This window comes from Halomonas sp. NyZ770 (genome assembly GCF_020616575.1).
In the GTDB taxonomy this organism is placed as follows: Bacteria; Pseudomonadota; Gammaproteobacteria; order Pseudomonadales; family Halomonadaceae; genus Vreelandella; species Vreelandella hamiltonii.
This window is the reverse complement of record NZ_CP085143.1, coordinates 1953167-1971277: the sequence shown is the minus strand read 5'-3', so window position 1 is coordinate 1971277 and position 18111 is coordinate 1953167. Positions and strand designations below refer to the sequence as shown.

20 protein-coding genes, 1 tRNA gene and 1 pseudogene are annotated in these 18111 nt (G+C 58.8%); 17 read left to right on the top strand and 5 right to left on the bottom strand.

Translation table 11 applies throughout. The features are described from left to right. Positions 1-127 precede the first annotated feature (127 nt). A complete protein-coding gene (sohB, locus tag LG409_RS09080; RefSeq protein ID WP_227408054.1) occupies positions 128-1174 on the top strand; it encodes a protease SohB in 1047 nt (348 codons plus the stop codon). 10 nt (positions 1175-1184) lie between these two features. Here the strand turns inward: sohB and LG409_RS09075 are convergent, their stop codons facing one another. Beyond that, positions 1185-1505 carry an ArsR/SmtB family transcription factor gene (locus LG409_RS09075; protein ID WP_039177873.1) on the bottom strand — a complete coding sequence of 107 codons (321 nt, stop codon included), beginning with the start codon at positions 1503-1505 and terminating at the stop codon, positions 1185-1187. A 255-nt stretch (positions 1506-1760) separates the two neighbouring features. On the opposite strand from LG409_RS09075, the pseudogene LG409_RS09070 reads away from it, so the two are divergent. The 3 genes and pseudogenes from LG409_RS09070 to LG409_RS09060 form a co-directional block, all read left to right on the top strand. Then, positions 1761-3698 (top strand): annotated as a pseudogene (locus tag LG409_RS09070) (propionyl-CoA synthetase); the annotation flags it as partial. Between the two features lie 137 nt (positions 3699-3835). After that, positions 3836-4504 carry a 7-cyano-7-deazaguanine/7-aminomethyl-7-deazaguanine transporter gene (locus LG409_RS09065; RefSeq protein WP_016913879.1) on the top strand — a complete coding sequence of 223 codons (669 nt, stop codon included), beginning with the start codon at positions 3836-3838 and terminating at the stop codon, positions 4502-4504. A gap of 16 nt (positions 4505-4520) precedes the next feature. Then, positions 4521-5327 carry an alpha/beta fold hydrolase gene (locus LG409_RS09060; protein ID WP_227408052.1) on the top strand — a complete coding sequence of 269 codons (807 nt, stop codon included), beginning with the start codon at positions 4521-4523 and terminating at the stop codon, positions 5325-5327. Between the two features lie 36 nt (positions 5328-5363). On the opposite strand, the gene LG409_RS09055 is transcribed toward LG409_RS09060, so the two are convergent. Together LG409_RS09055 and LG409_RS09050 are read right to left on the bottom strand one after the other, a co-directional pair. Beyond that, complete coding sequence (locus LG409_RS09055; protein WP_227408051.1) at positions 5364-6752, bottom strand: exonuclease domain-containing protein; 1389 nt, start codon at positions 6750-6752, stop codon at positions 5364-5366. A 21-nt stretch (positions 6753-6773) separates the two neighbouring features. Beyond that, positions 6774-7859, bottom strand: a complete 1086-nt coding sequence (locus LG409_RS09050; RefSeq protein ID WP_319799347.1) for an ABC transporter substrate-binding protein — start codon at positions 7857-7859, stop codon at positions 6774-6776. A gap of 259 nt (positions 7860-8118) precedes the next feature. Between LG409_RS09050 and LG409_RS09045 the strand changes: the two genes are divergently transcribed. The 5 genes from LG409_RS09045 (at position 8119) to LG409_RS09025 (ending at position 12290) form a co-directional block, all read left to right on the top strand. Continuing rightward, the gene (locus tag LG409_RS09045; RefSeq protein WP_039177886.1) at positions 8119-9825 is read left to right on the top strand and encodes a potassium/proton antiporter; all 1707 of its coding nucleotides are present in this window, start codon (positions 8119-8121) and stop codon (positions 9823-9825) included. A 58-nt stretch (positions 9826-9883) separates the two neighbouring features. Beyond that, positions 9884-9974 (top strand) — tRNA-Ser (locus tag LG409_RS09040). A gap of 321 nt (positions 9975-10295) precedes the next feature. Further along, a complete protein-coding gene (locus tag LG409_RS09035) occupies positions 10296-11231 on the top strand; it encodes an Abi family protein (RefSeq protein WP_157779981.1) in 936 nt (311 codons plus the stop codon). A gap of 80 nt (positions 11232-11311) precedes the next feature. Continuing rightward, a complete protein-coding gene (locus tag LG409_RS09030; RefSeq protein WP_227408049.1) occupies positions 11312-12031 on the top strand; it encodes a DUF6694 family lipoprotein in 720 nt (239 codons plus the stop codon). A 13-nt stretch (positions 12032-12044) separates the two neighbouring features. Continuing rightward, on the top strand, positions 12045-12290 hold the full coding sequence (locus LG409_RS09025) for a hypothetical protein (RefSeq protein WP_227408048.1): 246 nt from the start codon (positions 12045-12047) through the stop codon (positions 12288-12290). 2 nt (positions 12291-12292) lie between these two features. Here the strand turns inward: LG409_RS09025 and LG409_RS09020 are convergent, their stop codons facing one another. Beyond that, positions 12293-12487, bottom strand: coding sequence for a hypothetical protein (locus LG409_RS09020; RefSeq protein ID WP_227408047.1), 195 nt, complete (start codon positions 12485-12487; stop codon positions 12293-12295). 111 nt (positions 12488-12598) lie between these two features. Here LG409_RS09020 and LG409_RS09015 point away from each other — a divergent pair, with 111 nt between their 5' ends. The 3 genes from LG409_RS09015 to LG409_RS09005 all read left to right on the top strand — a co-directional run bounded on the left by LG409_RS09015 (position 12599) and on the right by LG409_RS09005 (position 14891). Further along, on the top strand, positions 12599-13594 hold the full coding sequence (locus LG409_RS09015; protein WP_052196383.1) for a hydrolase: 996 nt from the start codon (positions 12599-12601) through the stop codon (positions 13592-13594). 29 nt (positions 13595-13623) lie between these two features. Next, positions 13624-14622 carry an aldo/keto reductase gene (locus LG409_RS09010; RefSeq protein WP_227408046.1) on the top strand — a complete coding sequence of 333 codons (999 nt, stop codon included), beginning with the start codon at positions 13624-13626 and terminating at the stop codon, positions 14620-14622. 104 nt (positions 14623-14726) lie between these two features. Then, positions 14727-14891, top strand: a complete 165-nt coding sequence (locus LG409_RS09005) for a hypothetical protein (protein ID WP_016913867.1) — start codon at positions 14727-14729, stop codon at positions 14889-14891. 82 nt (positions 14892-14973) lie between these two features. On the opposite strand, the gene LG409_RS09000 is transcribed toward LG409_RS09005, so the two are convergent. Continuing rightward, entirely contained in the window at positions 14974-15735 is a 762-nt protein-coding gene (locus tag LG409_RS09000) for a dienelactone hydrolase family protein (RefSeq protein WP_227408045.1), read from the bottom strand. Positions 15736-15896: 161 nt separating this feature from the next. Between LG409_RS09000 and LG409_RS08995 the strand changes: the two genes are divergently transcribed. The 5 genes from LG409_RS08995 to LG409_RS08975 all read left to right on the top strand — a co-directional run bounded on the left by LG409_RS08995 (position 15897) and on the right by LG409_RS08975 (position 18084). Continuing rightward, complete coding sequence (locus tag LG409_RS08995) at positions 15897-16574, top strand: Bax inhibitor-1/YccA family protein (protein WP_039177898.1); 678 nt, start codon at positions 15897-15899, stop codon at positions 16572-16574. 101 nt (positions 16575-16675) lie between these two features. Then, positions 16676-17065, top strand: coding sequence for a sulfurtransferase complex subunit TusD (gene tusD / locus LG409_RS08990; protein WP_144982831.1), 390 nt, complete (start codon positions 16676-16678; stop codon positions 17063-17065). A gap of 9 nt (positions 17066-17074) precedes the next feature. Then, entirely contained in the window at positions 17075-17437 is a 363-nt protein-coding gene (gene tusC / locus LG409_RS08985; protein WP_144982828.1) for a sulfurtransferase complex subunit TusC, read from the top strand. A 13-nt stretch (positions 17438-17450) separates the two neighbouring features. Continuing rightward, positions 17451-17732 (top strand): sulfurtransferase complex subunit TusB, encoded by a 282-nt coding sequence (gene tusB / locus LG409_RS08980; protein WP_227408044.1) that lies wholly within the window; start codon positions 17451-17453, stop codon positions 17730-17732. A 1-nt stretch (position 17733) separates the two neighbouring features. Then, positions 17734-18084 (top strand): TusE/DsrC/DsvC family sulfur relay protein, encoded by a 351-nt coding sequence (locus LG409_RS08975; protein WP_227408043.1) that lies wholly within the window; start codon positions 17734-17736, stop codon positions 18082-18084. Positions 18085-18111: the final 27 nt, after the last annotated feature.

Here is an 18111-nt window from a genome sequence, read left to right as displayed (position 1 = left end):
CGTTATCTCACGAGAGTATTTCAAACAGTTGTTTTAATCAAGCCTCGTTGACACTTCCTCACAATCTGCGGATAAAGCCCGTACACTAATACTTTCCAGCGTTTAAAAATACCTGAGGAGACGAATCATGGCGGAATGGTTGGTGGAAATGGGCACCTTCCTGCTGCAAACCACGCTGGTATTGGCAGCAGCGGCAGCGTTGCTGATGCTGGTGATGCGTAGCAAGGAGTCCCTGTCATCGGGACTGAAGTTGCAGGTGGAATCACTGAACGATCAGCGTCGAGCCCGTGGCCGACGGCTGCGAGTCAGTACCACCGAGCAGGGCGCCCGCAAGAAACTGATCAAGGCCTTTCGTCAGGAAGAGAAAGCGCGGCAAAAGGCGGCCAAGCAGGGTAAGAATGCCTCTGATTCTGTTCAAAAAGTGTGGGTGCTGGATTTCCATGGCGATATCAAGGCCTCCCAGGCTGAAACCTTTGCCCAGGAAGTGTCGGCGGTGATCGAGGTGGCCACCGCCAGTGATGAGGTCGTGGTGCGCCTGGAGTCGGCGGGCGGATTGGTGCACGCCTATGGCCTGGCGTCGGCCCAATTGGACAGACTGCGAGAAGCAGGGCTGACCACCACGGTGTGTATCGATAAGGTCGCGGCCAGCGGTGGCTACATGATGGCGTGTACCGCTCACCACATCAAAGCGGCCCCGTTTGCGGTCATTGGCTCCATCGGCGTCGTGGCCCAGGTGCCCAATATTCACCGTTTGCTCAAACGCAACGATATCGATGTGGAGTTGCTCACTGCCGGCAAGTACAAGCGTACTTTGACGATATTGGGAGAAAACACCCAGGAAGGGCGTGAGAAGTTCATTGATGACTTGGAGAATACCCATCGCCTGTTCAAATCTTTTGTTGCCAGCCACCGTCCCGAGATGGACATCGAGCAGCTGGCCACGGGAGAAATCTGGTACGGCAGCGAAGCGCTGGAAAACAAACTGGTGGACAGCGTAGGCACCAGCGAAGCCTACCTGGTCGAGCGCATGGCCGATGCGCAGGTATACCGGGTGAAGCTGGAGCCGCCGAAAACCATGGGGCGCAGGTTTGGCCTTGCAGTGTCGGCGGGTATCGAAAATGCGCTGGTGAAAGCGTTGGGGGTGATCGAATCAGCCGGTTGGCTGCGTCGTTGACCTGAAAAAATCAGGCCGCATAGTGTTGGGCCAGGGTGCTGATGATCGCCCTGGCACTGTCACTGTTGAGCGAGTAATAGATGGTTTGTGATTCGCGGCGTGTCTCGACCAGTTTGTCGCGCCGTAGAATGGCCAAATGCTGGGAGAGCGCGGACTGGCTCAACGCCAGCTGTTGATTGATCTGCGTGACAGACAGTTCCGTTTCTGCCAGCAAGCAAAGGATTTGCAAACGTTTTTCATTGGCCAGGGCCTTGAGCAATTGAGTGCCTGCCTCAATGGCGAGTCCATTGTGTTCCAGAAGGCGTGCAGCGGCGCTAGTAGAAGCAGACATGAAACTCTCCTTGCCTACACTGTGGTGACAGCGTTGTTATTGATTATGTAGCCATCGTCGCGTCGCGAGGATTGGGTTGTTGAATGATCATTAATTTAGCGCTTTTTGTCCAAAACCACGTTTAACGTTCTATCAATGATAAGTGTTGATTTTTTGTCGACAATTTGTGTTTTTTGCTTTTGCTTTGGTCGAATTTAAGCCGATAGTATGAGGGTGAAAGCATGCTTTGCTTTGTAGAGTGTCAACAATCAAGCTCACAACAATGACAAGGCCACCATGAATCGTTATCACTCCGTTTACCGCCAGTCGGTCGAACAGCCAGAAGCGTTCTGGGCCGAGCAGGCTCGCAAGCTGCCCTGGTTCACCCCTCCCAGCACTATCCTCAGTTACGACGAGCAGCAGCACGCCCGCTGGTTCAGCGATGGTGTGCTCAATATCTGTCACGCCGCCATCGACGTACACGTAGAGCAGGGCCGCGGCGAACAGGCGGCCATTTTCTGGGACTCGCCGGTCACCCGCTGCAAACAGACGCTCACTTACCGTCAGCTGCGTGACCGAGTCGCCAAGGTAGCCGGTGGCTTGGCACAGCTGGGCGTCACCCAAGGTGACCGGGTGATCATCTACATGCCCATGGTGCCCGAGGCGCTGATTGCCATGTACGCCTGTGCCCGCCTAGGCGCGGTGCACTCCGTGGTCTTTGGCGGCTTTGCCCCCCACGAGCTGGCAGTACGCATCGAAGATGCCGAGCCCAAGGTGGTGATTGCAGCTTCTTGCGGGGTCGAGGTCGATAAGGTACTGCCTTACAAGCCCATCGTGGAGCGTGCCATCGAGCTGAGCAGCTTCAAACCACAGGCGTGCGTGGTGTTCCAACGCGATGCCCACCGGGCCGAGCTGCAGCCGGAGGATCACGATTGGGCGACGCTCGAAGCCAGTGCCCAGGCCGCCGACTGTGTGCCCGTCAAGGCGACCGACCCGCTGTATATCCTGTACACCTCAGGTACCACGGGTAAGCCCAAGGGCGTGGTGCGCGATACGGGTGGTTACGCCGTGGCGCTGCACTACTCCATGGAGGCCATTTACGACCTGGCGCCGGGCGACGTGATGTTCACGGCTTCGGATGTGGGGTGGGTCGTCGGGCACTCCTATATCGTCTATGCGCCGCTGCTGCGTGGCTGCACCACGGTGGTGTACGAAGGCAAGCCCGTGCGCACGCCGGATGCCGGGGCATTCTGGCGGCTGATCGAGGAGTACCGCGTCAAGAGCTTCTTTACGGCGCCTACGGCGTTCCGGGCCATCAAGAAAGAGGACCCGGACGCCAAGCGACTCTCGCAATACGATATCAGCAGCCTGAAACATCTGTATGTGGCGGGGGAGCGGCTCGATCCCCCCACGTTCCATTGGCTGGATGACCTGCTGGATGTGCCGGTGATCGATCACTGGTGGCAAACCGAAACCGGCTGGCCGATTGCCGCCAACTTGCCCGGCATCGAAGCCGTGCCCACCAAGGCCGGTTCGGCCACGTATCCTGTGCCCGGCTTCGACGTACGCATTCTGGATCGCGACGGTGAGCAGGCCGAGTCCATGCAGCAGGGGAGCGTGGTGATCAAGCAGCCGTTGCCACCAGGTTGCCTGATCGGCGTATGGCGGGACCCGCAGCGTTTCCACAGCGCCTATATGGCGGCTTTCCCAGGTTTTTACCTCACCGGGGATGGCGGCTATTTCGATGAGGAGGGCTACCTGTTCATCATGGGGCGCACCGATGACGTGATCAATGTGGCGGGGCATCGCCTCTCCACCGGTGAAATGGAGGAAGTGGTGGGTGCCCACCCGGCGGTGGCCGAATGCGCGGTCATTGGCATTCATGACGAGTTGAAAGGGCAGCTCCCGATAGGACTGGTCATCCCCAAGGATGGCTTCCAGGGCGACGAAGCGACGCTGGAAGCCGAGCTGATCGAGCGAGTGCGTGAACATATCGGCCCGATTGCCTGCTTCAAGCAGGTGCTGGTGGTCAATCGGCTACCGAAAACCCGTTCGGGCAAGATATTGCGCAAGCTGCTGCGCAATATCGCCGATGGCAAGTCCTACGGTATTCCATCGACCATCGATGACCCCACCAGTCTCGATGACGTTCATGAAGCCATGTGCCAGCGTCAGATCGGTGCCGCTGAGCAAGCGAAGCCGCAGCAGGACTGAAACCAGGTTGGCCGCCCGGAGAGCCTGGGCGGCTTTCATTACCAGCGAGAAGGCGTATAATGCGCGCCCCAGTAGCGTCATTACGCTGTTCACGAGGGTTCCCTAACCCCTCTTGCCACCAAAAAAGGTCTCGCTCCATGTTTGCGCTCACCGATCTTCAGCATCGCCGTTGCCTGACGGTAATGGTCCTTTTCCATATTGCCATCATTGCCGCCAGCAACTATCTGGTGCAGCTTCCCTTTACGCTGTTCGGCTTTCACACCACCTGGGGAGCCTTCAGCTTTCCGTTCATCTTTCTGGCTACCGACCTGACCGTGCGCCTGTTTGGTAAAGGGCCTGCACGCACTATCGTATTACGGGTCATGTTTCCCGCGCTGCTGGTATCCTATGTGGTGTCGGTGGTGTTTCCCCGTGGCAGTTTCGCGGGCCTGGAAGCGCTGGGCGAGTGGAACCTGTTCGTGGCGCGGATTGCCCTGGCCAGCTTCCTGGCCTACGTGCTGGGCCAATTGCTGGATGTGCAGGTCTTTGACCGGTTGCGCCAATGGGCCTGGTGGGTAGCGCCGGTCTGCTCCACTATCCTGGGTAACCTGGCGGATACCTTTGCCTTTTTTGCGACCGCCTTTTACAACAGCCCCGATCCGTTCATGGCCGCCCACTGGGTGGAAATTGCCACGGTGGACTACGTCATCAAACTGGCGATCAGCCTGCTGTTCTTCCTGCCGCTGTACGGCCTATTGCTGGCGTGGCTGACGCGCAGGCTGGTGGTATGGACCGGCCAGACAGATGCCGAACCACGCACCGCTTAATCATCAAGGAGCCCCCATGACCGAACAGGCCACTGTCGACCTGCACGTGATCGATCTGCCCGCCGAGGTGGAAGCGCCTCAGCAAGCGCCGCTGATCGTCATTCATGGATTGTTGGGAAGTGCCGACAACTGGCGCTCGCATCTCAAGGTGTGGCAGCGCAAGCGCCGGGTGGTGGCGGTGGATCTGCGCAATCATGGCCGCTCGCCCCATGCCGAAGGCATGCACTACACCGCCATGAGCGATGACGTGCTGGCAGTGATGGACAAGCTCTCCATCGAGGATGCGCATATTCTTGGCCACTCCATGGGCGGAAAAGTGGCCATGACGCTGGCTCGGCAAGCCCCCGAGCGCTGCCTGTCGCTGATGGTGGCCGATATCGCTCCGGTGGCCTACCAGCATGGTCATGACGATGTGTTCGCGGCGCTGAATCGCGTCAGAGACGCCAAGCCTGCCAATCGCCGTGAAGCCGATGCGCTATTGGCGGAGCATGTCAGCGAGCGCCCCACGCGACTGTTCCTGGCCACCAACCTGGTACGAGACGAGCAGGGGGGGATGAGCATTCGCGTGGGTCTGGACGAAATTCAGCGTGGCTATGAGCACATCATCGGTGAGCCGGAAGGAGAGACTGCCTACGAGGGGCCAACGCTGGTGCTGCGTGGGGCCAACTCTCACTACGTGACGGATGAGATGCTGCCCAAACTACGCGAAGTGCTGCCACGGGCCCGCCTGGTGACGTTGAAGAATGCTGGGCATTGGCTGCATGCCGACCAGCCTGAAGCGTTTCAGCAGGGGGTCGACGCTTTTATTGCGGCGCACTCCTGACGCTGGCCCGCTCAATCCAACCACCAATCCAGCCACTCAACCCAGCGGCTCGATCGACAGCCCGTGCTGTTCGGCGTCGCGGATGAAGCGGTTGAGAATGCGGTAGGTATCCATATCGAACTGCCCGGCAGGTGTTTTCAACGCCAGCGCCGCCTGCCGCGATGGGGCGCTGCCCAGATAGCACCAGTGATCGATCAAGTGATAGGCCGCCGGACCCGTGGGGCGGCTCTGTTCGCGCAGAATGATACGGCCAGGCCACGGCCAGGCGCTGATCTGCAGGCCCGCCAGCGCTTGCTGGGCACGCAGCGTGTGTGCCTCTCGTGTTTCCTCGCCGCAACACGCCCCCCGGCATCGCCCCAGCTGGTGGGCAAAGCAGCGTCCCTTGCCCTTGTCCAGCCCCAATACCTGCGGGCAGAGCTGATGCGCTTCGGCCAAGTGGCGCAGTGCCTCCTTGGCTTCCTTGGCGCTGCGGAACAGGCCAAACAGCTTGCCCGGCTGCGGTTGCCCCAGCAGCTTGCCATTGGCCAGCGTGGGCTGCGCCGCATCGTCCGGCCAGTACCAGGTGTGTAGCTTGCCCTGGCGGCGTAGCTGTCGGTTCATGATGGGCATCAACTGCTTTACCAGCTGCGCTTCTCGCAGTTGGGCGCTCAGGTCGCCTGCCGTTTCCTCCCATTCCACGTGCTGGATCTGCTGGGCCAGGCGCATTTCCTTGTCATCCTGATGATCACGCTGGAAGTGGCCGAGCACCCGCAATCGCAGATTGACGCTCTTTCCCACATAGAGTGGCAGGCGGTTGTGCCCATAAAACAGGTAGACGCCCGGTGCTTCCGGCAGCCCCGCCAGCTGCTCGCTGGGAAGGTGTGCGGGCAGGCTGCGGTGACGCTGCTCGTCAGCCAACGCCGCCTGCCAGGTGGGCGTATCGAACCGCTGTTGCCAGGTTTGCCAAAGGCCCCACAGGGCTTGCACATCCTCTTCTGCTCGGTGGGCGTTGGTTCTGGGAACGTCGTAATGGGCCAGCAATGCCGTCAGATTGTGCTTGGGCAGCTGCGGTGCCAGTCGCCTGGCAAGGCGCAGGGTGCAGATCACCTTGGGTCGGTAAGCAATTTCGGCGCGTTTGAACTCGTTGCGCAGGAAGCCTGCATCGAAGCGAGCGTTGTGCGCCACCAGCGTGTCACGCCCCAACCACCCGTTGAGCTCCTCGGCAATGCAAGCAAAGGTGGGCGCCTCCCTGAGCATTGCATCGTCGATTCCTGTCAGTCGGCTGATATGGGCCGGTACTCCCGTTGTGGGCTGAATCAGGCTGATCCAGCGCTCCACGACGTGACCGCCGTTGATTTTCAAGGCGGCAATTTCCGTGATGCGGTCACGGGTAGCGCGTGTGCCGGTGGTTTCTATGTCGATGAAAATCAGTGGCGTATCGTTCATGCGGCTCCCGCCTGGGCGCGCTTATGGCTCGGCCAGGGTATGCGGATTGAGTGCCAGCCGGGAGGCAGGCAGCGTGGCGTCTATCGTGCCGGAGGCCAGCAGGTAACGTTCGAAGGCGCTGTAACGACGCTCATCTAGGGCGGCTGGGCTCAGCGCCAGGCGGCGCACGATATTTGCCCAGGCGCCTTGGTTGACCGGGTTGTCGAGCACTGGCTGAGTGTTGATCACCAGTTGCCAGGCCTCGTCGGGGTGGTCGACGATCCAGTTGCTGGCTTCTTCCAGGGCCGTCACCAGGCGCGACCAGGTGGCTGCCCGCCGCGCGACAGAATCGCTGTTGGCCAGCAGAATCAGGCCGTCATGGCGGGGAATGTCGAGCGCTTGATAACGCACCGTGTGGGTGACGATACCGTCTGAGGCCAGCTCGTCCGGCAGGGTCAGATAAAAGCCGTCGGCAATGGCGTCGACGCGCCCCTCGCGCAGGGCGCCGGCCGCATCGAAGTGGACGTTTTCGGCGGGCGAAAATTCATCGATTTGCCGCAGGGACAGGGGCACCAGCGGTTCCGCCAGCAGGTCGCGCCCTTCGCGGGTCGAGAAGCCATAGTGGACTCTGCCCAATCCCTGGAGGGGGTCGGGCGAAGTGGCGGTGCCTGCCACGACCACGGCATTCAACGGGGTTTCGACCAGCGTGGCAATCCGCACGATGGGGGCACCATCATGCACATTCAGGTGTAGCAGCGGCTGGCGCGACAGCGCCAGATCCACTTCTCCAGCCGCCAACAGTTTGATGGCGATGGTCGGGTCTGCAGGCGTCTGTAGTTCCACCTCCAGGCCTTGCAGCGCAAACAGACCGCGCTCTTTGGCAACGATCAGGGGAGCATGCTGGGGGCTCAGGTACCAATCCAGCATCAGGTTCAGACGCTTCATGGGCGGTGGGTCCAGAGGCGGCGGTGGCACCAGCGCCATACTGGGAGCATCGTCTTCACTGGACGCTTGTTCCGGGGCAGATGTCTCAGGCTCGTCGCTTGCGACGGTAGCCGCTTCTACTTCGGGTGGGGGAGCGCTGTGCCACAACCCTTCAGGCAGCACCAGGTCGCTCTCCAACTGCAAGGGTGTGCCGGGTGTTTCCGTATCATTTGCGTAAGTGGCTGAAATTGAAAATAATAAAAAAAACGCTAAGACTAGGGTAAGGATGGAACGGGCACGCAAGAATGCGTTCAACATAACCTGAACTCCAGAAGGTACGACGGCGGAGTTTAGCTGTCAGGAGAAGTCTCTGGCTAGCCCTGGGGCAATCTGGCCAACTTGCTCAGTAAAATCAGCCTGGGCATGCAATAATAGAACGGCATTGATGTAGAGACGGAGACTCATGGACACAATTTATACCTTCTTTCTGGTAGGCGGTACCCTCATGGCGCTCAGCATCCTGGCGAGCCGCTTGTCTTCCATGATGGGTGTGCCGCTGCTGCTGATCTTCCTGGGGTTGGGTATGCTTGCCGGGGAGGAGGGCTTATTGGGTCTCGAGTTCGATGACTACTCCATGGCCTTCACCATCGGCCACCTAGCGCTGGCCATGATTCTGCTGGATGGTGGGTTGCGTACCCGTCTCAAGACGTTTCGCGTGGGGTTTCGTCCAGCCCTATCGCTGGCAACGCTTGGGGTGTTCATCACCAGCGCCATCGTTGGCGTGATTGCCATGTGGGTCTTCGATCTCACCTTGATCCAGGGGCTGCTGGTGGGGGCCATCGTCGGCTCCACCGATGCGGCGGCCGTGTTCTCGATGCTCAGTGGCCGTGGGGTGAACCTGAACGAGCGGGTTGGGGCAACGCTGGAGATCGAGTCAGGCACCAACGACCCGATGGCGATTTTCCTGACGCTGATGCTGGTCGAGATGCTGGTGGGGGATATTGGTGGCATCAGCGAGACGCTGCTGTTTTTCGTTTCTCAGTTCGGCATCGGCCTGCTGGTGGGCGTGGCGGGCGGCTGGGGCAGCGCCAAGTTGTTGCGCTGGCTGGACCTGGCGCCTGGCCTCTACTCCATGCTGGCGCTTGCCCTGGGGTTCAGTGTCTTTGGCCTTACCAGCGTGCTGGGCGGCAGTGGCTTCCTGGCCATTTACCTGGCTGGGTTGATGATCGGCAATCAGCCGGGCAGGCACCTCAACTTCATTCTGCCGGTGCACGACGGGCTGGCCTGGTTAAGCCAGATCGGCCTGTTCCTGGTGCTGGGCCTGCTGGTCGCGCCCAGCCAGCTCTGGGAAGTAGCGCTTCCGGCCAGCCTGGTGGCATTGGCCTTGATCTTTATTGCCCGCCCGCTGGCGGTGCTGATCACCATCAAGCCGTTTTTCAAGTTCCGCTGGCGCGAGACCTTCTTTATTGCCTGGGTTGGCTTGCGGGGTGCCGTGCCTATCGTGCTGGCCATTTTCCCGGTCATTGGCGGCGTCGAAAATGCTTCTCTCTACTTCAACGTGGCCTTCGCGGTGGTGCTGATGTCGTTGCTGATTCAAGGCGGTTCGCTCAATCTGGTGGCCCGCTGGTTGAAGGTGCAGGTGCCTGTGGGCACCACGCCCAATCGGCGCGGCCCGTTGGGCATCCTGCCGGAAAACGATTTTGAAATGTTCGTCTACACGGTGGAAAACCAGGACCTGGACGATGTGCCTATCCGGCTGCTGCGGTTTCCCTCCGGCGCCTTGATCTCGTCGCTGTTTCGCAACCACGTCATGCTCCACCCCAAAGGCAGCACCCGATTGAAGCTGGGGGATGTGATCTGCGTGATTGGTCGCAGTGAAGACCTGGTGGCTCTGAATCGCTTGTTCAATGGCGATGCCAAGCTCAAGCAGGAGCGGGCGTTCTTCGGTACCTTTACCCTGGACGGCACCGCTCAGATGCAAGACATCGCCCAGGCCTACGGCCTGACCCTGAGCCCCGGCGAGCAGGAGATGACCCTGGCCGAGTTCGTCTCCCTGCGGGTAGGCGGCCACCCGGTGGTGGGGGACGACGTGGACTGGCACGGCATTCACTGGGTGGTCAGCGAGATGGAAGGCGGCGACATTACCCGAGTAGGCTTAAGACTCTACTAATTGATTCAAAAGGCGTTGACTTCCAAGGGAAAGCTGTTATTATACGCACCCATAAGCCGGAGGGATGGCAGAGCGGTTGAATGCACCGGTCTTGAAAACCGGCATAGGTTAATAGCCTATCCAGGGTTCGAATCCCTGTCCCTCCGCCACTTATTTGAAAAAGCTCCTGATTCGTCAGGGGCTTTTTTTATGCGTGTGATTTGGCCGAGAATGTATTTATCTCCATCTGTATTCGTTGCCAGCGCTACTTAAAGGGGACGCTATCGTCAGGGTGCCTGCCTGCCTGCTTGATACCATGGATATGTATCAGGTGGGCCTTGTCGATTAACCAGTACCTGTCGACGCGGGGTTTATCTTGCTGCTGATGAGCAACATGCCTATAATAGACTTCAACAACACCCCCCAAGCCTATCCTGCAGCGCGCTGCGGTGATGCTCAAACCGGGGGGTTACTATTTTGGGGCTTCCAAAATGTACTATGACAAGCCTCCTATCCCTATTGAGCAGCAAGTGTCGCTACTCCGCAAGCGGGGCATGAATGTGCCAGATACCGCTCGTGCCGAGCATTACCTCACGCATATTGGCTATTACCGCTTAAGCGCTTACTGGTTGCCTTTTGAAGAGCCTAATGCGCTCGCTGACGTTGGGCGTACCCACCGTTTCGTTGCAGGTACCTCGTTTGATGATGTGCTCCAGCATTATATATTTGACCGTGAGTTACGTCTGATTTGTCTTGAAGCCTTGGAGCGGGTGGAAGTCTCCCTGCGCTCGTTATGGGTGAATGCATTTGCTCTTCAAAAAGGACCGCATGCGTATTTGGATGCTCAGTACTTTCATTGTCCTTACAAACACGCCAAGCAGGTGGCCAGAGCAGCCAACGATCTACAAGACAATGAAGAGGCGTTTGTAAAGCACTATCGCCAGAAGTATCGTGGGGCTGGATTGCCCCCTATTTGGATCATGGCGGAAACACTGACATTTGGAGCGCTATCGCAGTGGGTTGAACTCACCATGCCTACAGAAATTAAAAAGGTAGTGATTCAGCAGCTTGATCTACCGACCATCGAAATAGCCCAAGGCATTTTTCATAACCTCAGTCAGCTGCGTAATGTGTGTGCCCATCATGCACGCTTATGGAACCGTCGCTTCTCGAAAAAATATCCCCACATCCGTAGGATGCCGCTTCTCTTGCATCCAGAAACACCCGGTGAACAGGCCCGTTACATCTATAACCATTTCGTGATGCTTGGCCACCTGATGGTGGTAATCAATCCTGGAACATCCTGGCCGCGGCGGTTGTATAGCCTTCTGGAAAAGCAGACCGAAGCCACCCACGTAGCGATGCACCTTCCCGATCACTGGCGGACAGCACTGGCTGCCACTGGCCCGAAGGGCAGTTTCAAGTGATCAATCCGCCCTCGAAGGCTATTTCCAAAGCGCCACTAGATAGCTTATGTTGTTAACTCAACCAACAGGATGGTGACTCTATGAAACGGATATTAGCGGTAGCGATGACGATGGCCATGGCGGGCGTTGCTTTTGCAGAACCGATCATCGACGCTTCCAACCCGCGATACTTTGACCGATCCCTCGATGAAATTCGTGCTTCACTGGATGACAGCGAGGCTGAACGCTTCGACGAGGCCGTGAATACGCTGCTGATGCGCCGTTCCCAGCAGGGGCTGACCATCGTTCAGCTCAGTGAACTGCGTGATGACGAGCTGGAAGCCCTCGCGACCGAGGCCCGGCGCAGTTTGCACGGGTTGAGTGGGCCGCAAGTGCTGGCCCTGGCAGGGAACTTGCCCGAGAAAGACAAGGAAGGCCATGAGCTGGAAGAGCCCATTGCTCAAGAAATGCTGAGCCGGTTCGTGGTGGAAAGTGCCGAGTATCGGTTAAACGATGAAGGGGGGGCTGGCAGCACGCCGGTGATCGAACTTCGAGTTACCAACAACACGGGCGAACCGGTGGCACAGGCCCATTTTCGAGGCGTACTGCAAAGCCCGGGGCGGTCGACGCCTTGGGTGGATGAAACCTTCTTCTATACCATTTCCGGGGGCATCGAGCCCGGTGAAACGCTGGAGTGGAGCCTGGCCCCGGATAGCACCGGAGCATGGGGTAATCCGTCGATCAGCGACGATGCGCAGCTGAGTATCGAGGTTCTGCGCCTGGATGGCCCCACCGGTGACATGCTGTGGGAAAGGCCTTGAGAAAGCGCCTGACATGACGCATCAAAACCCGCCAAGGCGGGTGTTGATCGAGGTATCACTTGCGCAGGAGCGCACCATGGATAAAGTGTTTGCCTGGGACCATCGCCGAGAGCGGGTGGTTTATCGAATACCGGGGCATCGTCATGACGATGGGCGAGAGGATAGCGACCTGTCGCCCGTGTGGCTGGCTGCTCAGCCCGACGATTTGCCGGAAGGCGTGGCCGTGGAAGACCTGCGCAAGGTCGACGTGGATGAGTAGCCTTATGGCTGCTCGTCGTGTGTTTGCTCGTTGAGAGTATTTGCCACATCGTCGGCTTCGGGCTTGGTGGCGCCCCGGTGGCGAACCAGCTCGCCATCGCGTTCGTTTTCATTCCTCGTGTCGACCACCCACCACTCGGGCTGGTCGTCGATTTCGGCACTTTCCTTTACTGCACGGTAGACGGCAAAACGTTCCATAATCCTCTCCTTGGTCATGATGGGTACGTTAACCCTAGCGCATATCGGCAGCGGTTGCCGAAAGTTTGTTAAGCTTATCGGCTACTTGAGCGTGTAACAGGAGCCCTGCCTGTGTTTCAGCCGTCCCGCTGGCTGGTCAATGGCCATCTTCAAACTGTGTATAGCCCGCTGTTACGTCGCCGTGCGGCCCTGTCGCGCCACCGTGAACGCCTGACCCTGCAGGATGGGGATTTCATCGACCTGGATTGGTATGGGCCTGAAGGGCCACAGGTGCCTTGTGCTTTGTTGCTGCATGGTCTGACGGGCAGTGCTTCTTCTCACTATATCGTTGGCCAGCAGCTGGCCTTGGCGGCCATGGGCTGGCAAAGCGTTGCGGTGAACTGGCGTGGCTGCTCAGGTGAGCCGAATCACCGAGCCCGAGGGTATCACTCCGGGGCCAGCGAGGATCTGGCCGATATCGTAGCCCAACTGGTGGCACGGGCGCCGCAGAAACCACTGGCCGCCGTCGGTTACTCCTTGGGTGGCAATGTGTTGCTGAAGTACCTGGGAGAAACCGGCGAGCAGTGCCCTTTACAGGCCGCCGTGGCGGTGTCGGTTCCCTTTCGGCTCGACCACTGTGCCGACCGTATCAGCCAGGGGGCGTCCAGGGTGTATCAAGCGCGCTTTCTGCGTGACCTGCGCCGCTACGTGGAGAACAAGCGTCACGCGTTCGAAGCCCAGGGCCGCGAGGAAGAGTTGGCACGTTTGAGCGCTTTGCAAAGTCTGGAGGGAATGCGCACCTTCTGGGACTTCGATGGTCGCGTGACGGCGCCTTTGCATGGGTTTGCCAGTGCGGCCGAGTATTATCGGCGTTGTAGCAGTGCTTACTTCATTGGCAGCATCGCAAGACCCACGCTGGTGATTCATTCGTCGGATGACCCTTTCGTTTATCCTCATAGCGTGCCGCCGAGCGGTGAGTGGGCGTCTTGCGTCACGCTGGAGCTGCATGCACAGGGGGGCCATGTGGGATTTATCGAAGGCACGCCATGGCGGCCACGCTATTATCTCGAACACCGCGTGCCACACTGGCTCGCTGCACAAATAGCCGTACACGGCGCCGTGTCCTGATCACTTGAATAGGCAAGTCGAGGTTATTCATGTCTGCATTTCTGAAGCGGTTGAATGAGGTCGGGTCACCCCGCATTGGCCTGGGCTGCATGAACCTGTCCCATGGGTATGGCCAACGCGTATCGGACGCCGAGGCCATCCGTGCCTTGGAAGAAGCCTTCGAGATGGGATATCGCCATTTCGATACCGCCACGCTGTATGGCGGTACGGCCAACGAGCGGCTGCTGGGGAGCGCCCTGGCCAACAAACGTCACGCGCTGCTGCTGGCCAGTAAAGGCGGAATGGCCATGGACATGGAGCGCGGCCAGCGGGTGATCGACGGTCGCCCCGATACCTTGCGCAGACAGTGTGAAGAGAGCTTGGCGCGCCTGAAAACCGATCATGTCGATATCTACTATTTGCATCGCCTTGACCGTCAGGTTCCCATCGAAGAGAGCGTGGGCGCGCTGGGGCGCCTGGTAGAGGAGGGCAAGCTGGGCGCGGTGGGGCTATCGGAGATTTCAGCAGCGACGTTACGCAGGGCTCATGCCGAGTACCCCATTGCGGCCGTTCAGTCCGAGTATTCGCTGTGGACCCGCAACCCCGAAATTGCCCTCAAGCAGGCCTGTGAAGCGCTTGGAGTGACGTTGGTAGCCTTCAGCCCCCTGGGCAGAGGCTTCCTGACGGGCACGATGGATACGTATACGACGTTCCCTCAGGGCGACATGCGGGCCAACATGCCACGCTTCACGGGCGATAACCTGGTGCAGAATGTACAAGCACTGGCTGATTTCAAGGCGCTGGCCGCACGCCAAGGGTGGACGCCTGCCCAGTTGGCGCTGGCCTGGGTCTGTGCACAGGGGGAGAACGTCGTACCGATACCGGGCAGCTGTTCTACCCAGCACATGCGTGAGAACCTGGCGGCAGAGAACCTTCGCCTCGATGCGGATGTATTGGTCAGCCTCCGCCAGATGATGGGCCCAGAGACGGTAGCAGGCAGCCGTTACAGCGATGCACAGCAGGCGGATATCGATACCGAAGAGTTCTGACGCGCCTGGGGCATTTTATTTTTTTGGTGCCGTTGCATTCTTTCAGCATTTGGCTAACATCCAAATTATGCTAACAGGCTGTTAGCCCCCTAAGGAATACCGCCATGTTGAAAGGTCTGATTATCTGCTTCGCTGTACTGTTTGCCCAGTTGGCGGTACTGAACGTGATCGATGCGCGTCTCTACAACGCTCAGGATGCCCGCCAGTCTGCTTCTACCGTGGTGACACCGCATCGGGACGAAGAGGGCGATAGCGAATCGTCCGTGTAAGGGGCAGCGTTGCTCGTTGACCGTGGCTGGATGAAAAAACGACGGCAGCTTCCAAAGCTGCCGTCGTTTTTTTGGGTGCTGATCAAAGCATCTCTGCCAGCCACTGTTGAAACGTGGCCCAGGACTGCTGGTCGGCGCGTTCGTGATAGCGGTCGCTGCCGAATACACTGAAGGCGTGCGGCGCACCGGAGTAGATGCCAATCTCGTAGGTAACGCCTGCGGCTTCGAGCTCCGTCGCCAGGGTGGCGACATCCTCCAGGCTCACCGCATCATCGGCGCCACCGTGGGCGATATAGATGGGTGCCGTATCGGCTGCGTATGCCTGGCCTTCAGGAGTGTCCAGGCCGCCGTGAAAGCTGGTATAGGCCGCGATGTCATCCGCCTCGCCTGAACGGGCCATTTCCAGCGCGACGGCGCCGCCAAAGCAGTACCCCATGATCACGCTGCGTGAAGCGGCGCCTACCTCACGGGCATGGGCAAGGCCTGCCAGGGTCAATTGACGCATGCGCTCGCGGTCTTCATAGAGTGCTCGCGTGGCAGCCTGATTATCTTCGATGGCCTGGGGGCGATTGCCTTCACCGAACAGGTCGACGGCAAACGCATCGTAACCCTCCTCGGCCAGCATGTCGGCGCGCTGGCGCTCATAGTCATCCAGGCCGTCCCAGTCATGGACGATGATGACACTGCCTTTCGGGTTGTCACCGCCAGAGACGAAGTAACCGCTGAAGGACTCACCATCGACCTCATAGCGTGTGTCTTCGCCCTGCGGGGTAAAGCCATGGGCGGCCGTCGCCAAGGCGAAACAACCTACGGAAGAGATGATGACAGGGATCTTGTAGCGCATTGTCGTGTCCAATGTATGTCGGGAAATATCAGCATAGTCGAATCGCCGCTCGAGGCGACAACGCAAGACACTCGTTGCGTTTAAAGACAAAAACTTGCGTCTGGAACCTGAGGACGGCATTCTTGTCCGTTGTGAGTATGACCATATAGGGAGCACTGATAATGGCTTTTAACGATTCCAACCTGGCGAGAGCACAGACCACCACGGTCAGTGGTGCCAGTGCCAACAAGGTTCTGCGAAACACCTACGCGCTGCTGGCGATGACGCTACTGTTCTCTGCCGTCATGGCAGGGGTGTCCGTGGCCATGGGCATTCAGCAGCTGAACATTTTCGTGTTCTTCATCGGCGCCTACGGCCTGATGTTCCTGGTGCACAAGACTGCCAATTCAGCCGCAGGCCTGTTGGCAACCTTCGCGTTCACCGGTTTCATGGGCTTTACGCTGGGCCCCATCATCTCGGCCTATCTGACACTGCCCAACGGTGGCGCGCTGATCATGAACGCGCTGGCCATGACGGGGCTGACGTTCATCGGTCTGTCGGCCGTTGCGCTGACGACCAAGAAAGATTTCAGCTTCCTGGGCAACTTCCTGCTGGCTGGCGCGATCGTGCTGGTGCTGGCCATGGTAGCCGGGCTGATCTTCAACATTCCGGCGCTTTCTTTGATGGTGTCCGCGGGCTTTGTACTGTTCGCTTCGGCAGCAATCCTTTACCAAACCAGTGAGATCGTTCATCGTGCGGGCGAGACCAACTACATTCTGGCGACCGTCACTCTCTACGTATCGATCTACAACCTGTTCATCAGCCTGCTGTCCATTCTGGGCATCATGAGCAACGATTGATGTAGCAGGGATGCTCACTGAATGAGAGCATCATGCAAGTACCAACAGACCCTACCCAGTAGGGTCTGTTTTTTTGGCTTCGCTAAAACGAGAGGTGAGCCATGCAGTATGGCCTGTTAGTGATGGGCGCTCCGTATTCAAGTGCCGCTCCTCATTCAGCGCTGCGCTTTGCCCATCAGGTCATTGCGAGTGGGCATCGGGTTGCCGGTGTATTCTTCTACCGCGATGGGGTTCACAATGCGTCGTCGTTGATGACGCCGCCTCAGGATGAGCTCAACCTGCGCGAGGCGTGGATAGAACTTCACCAGACCAACGGCGTGATGCTCGATGTATGCGTGGCTGCGGCCTTGCGTCGGGGGTTGCTCGATGAGTCCGAGGCGAAACGCCATGGCAAGAGCGTGGCCAACCTGGAGGCTCCGTTCTCGCTGACCGGGCTTGGCCAGCTTTTAACGTTACAGCAGCAGTGTGATCGCTTGATCACCTTTGCCTAGGAGCCATTGATGAGCACTTCTCAACGTTTGGTGATCATTCGTCATGGGCCCCATGCGTCCAACGCCTTGCGTGAAGGGCTGGATGTGGCCCTGGTGGCGGCGGCATTTGGTGAAGAGGTAAGCCTGCTGTTCATGGGGCAGGGGGTGTTTGCGCTGCTCAAGGAGCAGGGCGCTGGCGCGCCGGGCCAAAAAGCGACGCTGCCTACGATGAACATGCTGGAAATGTACGACATCAACGACCTGTGGGTGCTCCAAGAAGCGCTGGACGAGCTGAGCTTAACGCCCGATCACCTGCGGGAAGGGGTCAAGTGCTTGCCAGCAGTGGAGCTGCCTGCGCTGCTGGCACGTCATGAACAGGTACTCACCTTTTAATGGGCGACATACGATGCTGCATATAGTCAACAAACCACCTGGGCACAGTGCCGCACACCAGATGCTGGCAGTCGTTTCCCCGGGTGACACGGTACTGCTCATCGAAGACGCCGTTCAGGCCGTGCTGCACGATGCCTGGCGGGGCTGGCGCATGGAAGGCGTGGAGATGCTGGCGCTGAATGACGATGTGATAGCCCGCGGTTTGAGTGGATATGTATCTGACAAGTCGTTGGCGGATATGCAGATGTTTGTCCGCTTGACCGAACAGCACCCGCAGATCTTGACGTGGTATTGATATGAGCAATGAACATTTATACCGTTATCTTGATTCGGCTAAAACAATCCAACTCGACCCTGAAGGCTATCTGGTAGAGCAAGGCCAGTGGTCAGAAGAAGTAGCAGAGTGGCTGGCGAACGACGAAGGCATGTCGTTGACGGCGGAACACTGGGAAATCATTCACGTGGTACGAGACTTCTACGCTCGTTACGAGATGGCACCTGCCATGCGACCGTTGGTCAAGGCCACCACGCAGGCGCTGGGGGCAGAAAAAGGGCGCTCGATCTATCTGATGACGCTCTTTCCTGGCAGCCCGCCGAAACGTATTGCGCGGATTGCCGGCTTGCCCAAGCCCACCAACTGCCTATGAGCATGCGCCTGCTGACCATGGCAGGCG

Bases quoted from the DNA above. Each gene is read 5' to 3' on its own strand.
- sohB (WP_227408054.1), top strand. From the start codon at position 128: ATGGCGGAATGGTTGGTGGAAATGGGCACCTTCCTGCTGCAAACCACG.
- LG409_RS09075 (WP_039177873.1), bottom strand. From the start codon at position 1,505: ATGTCTGCTTCTACTAGCGCCGCTGCACGCCTTCTGGAACACAATGGA.
- LG409_RS09065 (WP_016913879.1), top strand. From the start codon at position 3,836: ATGTTTGCGCTCACCGATCTTCAGCATCGCCGTTGCCTGACGGTAATG.
- LG409_RS09060 (WP_227408052.1), top strand. From the start codon at position 4,521: ATGACCGAACAGGCCACTGTCGACCTGCACGTGATCGATCTGCCCGCC.
- LG409_RS09055 (WP_227408051.1), bottom strand. From the start codon at position 6,752: ATGAACGATACGCCACTGATTTTCATCGACATAGAAACCACCGGCACA.
- LG409_RS09045 (WP_039177886.1), top strand. From the start codon at position 8,119: ATGGACACAATTTATACCTTCTTTCTGGTAGGCGGTACCCTCATGGCG.
- LG409_RS09035 (WP_157779981.1), top strand. From the start codon at position 10,296: ATGTACTATGACAAGCCTCCTATCCCTATTGAGCAGCAAGTGTCGCTA.
- LG409_RS09030 (WP_227408049.1), top strand. From the start codon at position 11,312: ATGAAACGGATATTAGCGGTAGCGATGACGATGGCCATGGCGGGCGTT.
- LG409_RS09025 (WP_227408048.1), top strand. From the start codon at position 12,045: ATGACGCATCAAAACCCGCCAAGGCGGGTGTTGATCGAGGTATCACTT.
- LG409_RS09020 (WP_227408047.1), bottom strand. From the start codon at position 12,487: ATGGAACGTTTTGCCGTCTACCGTGCAGTAAAGGAAAGTGCCGAAATC.
- LG409_RS09010 (WP_227408046.1), top strand. From the start codon at position 13,624: ATGTCTGCATTTCTGAAGCGGTTGAATGAGGTCGGGTCACCCCGCATT.
- LG409_RS09005 (WP_016913867.1), top strand. From the start codon at position 14,727: ATGTTGAAAGGTCTGATTATCTGCTTCGCTGTACTGTTTGCCCAGTTG.
- LG409_RS09000 (WP_227408045.1), bottom strand. From the start codon at position 15,735: ATGCGCTACAAGATCCCTGTCATCATCTCTTCCGTAGGTTGTTTCGCC.
- LG409_RS08995 (WP_039177898.1), top strand. From the start codon at position 15,897: ATGGCTTTTAACGATTCCAACCTGGCGAGAGCACAGACCACCACGGTC.
- tusD (WP_144982831.1), top strand. From the start codon at position 16,676: ATGCAGTATGGCCTGTTAGTGATGGGCGCTCCGTATTCAAGTGCCGCT.
- tusC (WP_144982828.1), top strand. From the start codon at position 17,075: ATGAGCACTTCTCAACGTTTGGTGATCATTCGTCATGGGCCCCATGCG.
- tusB (WP_227408044.1), top strand. From the start codon at position 17,451: ATGCTGCATATAGTCAACAAACCACCTGGGCACAGTGCCGCACACCAG.
- LG409_RS08975 (WP_227408043.1), top strand. From the start codon at position 17,734: ATGAGCAATGAACATTTATACCGTTATCTTGATTCGGCTAAAACAATC.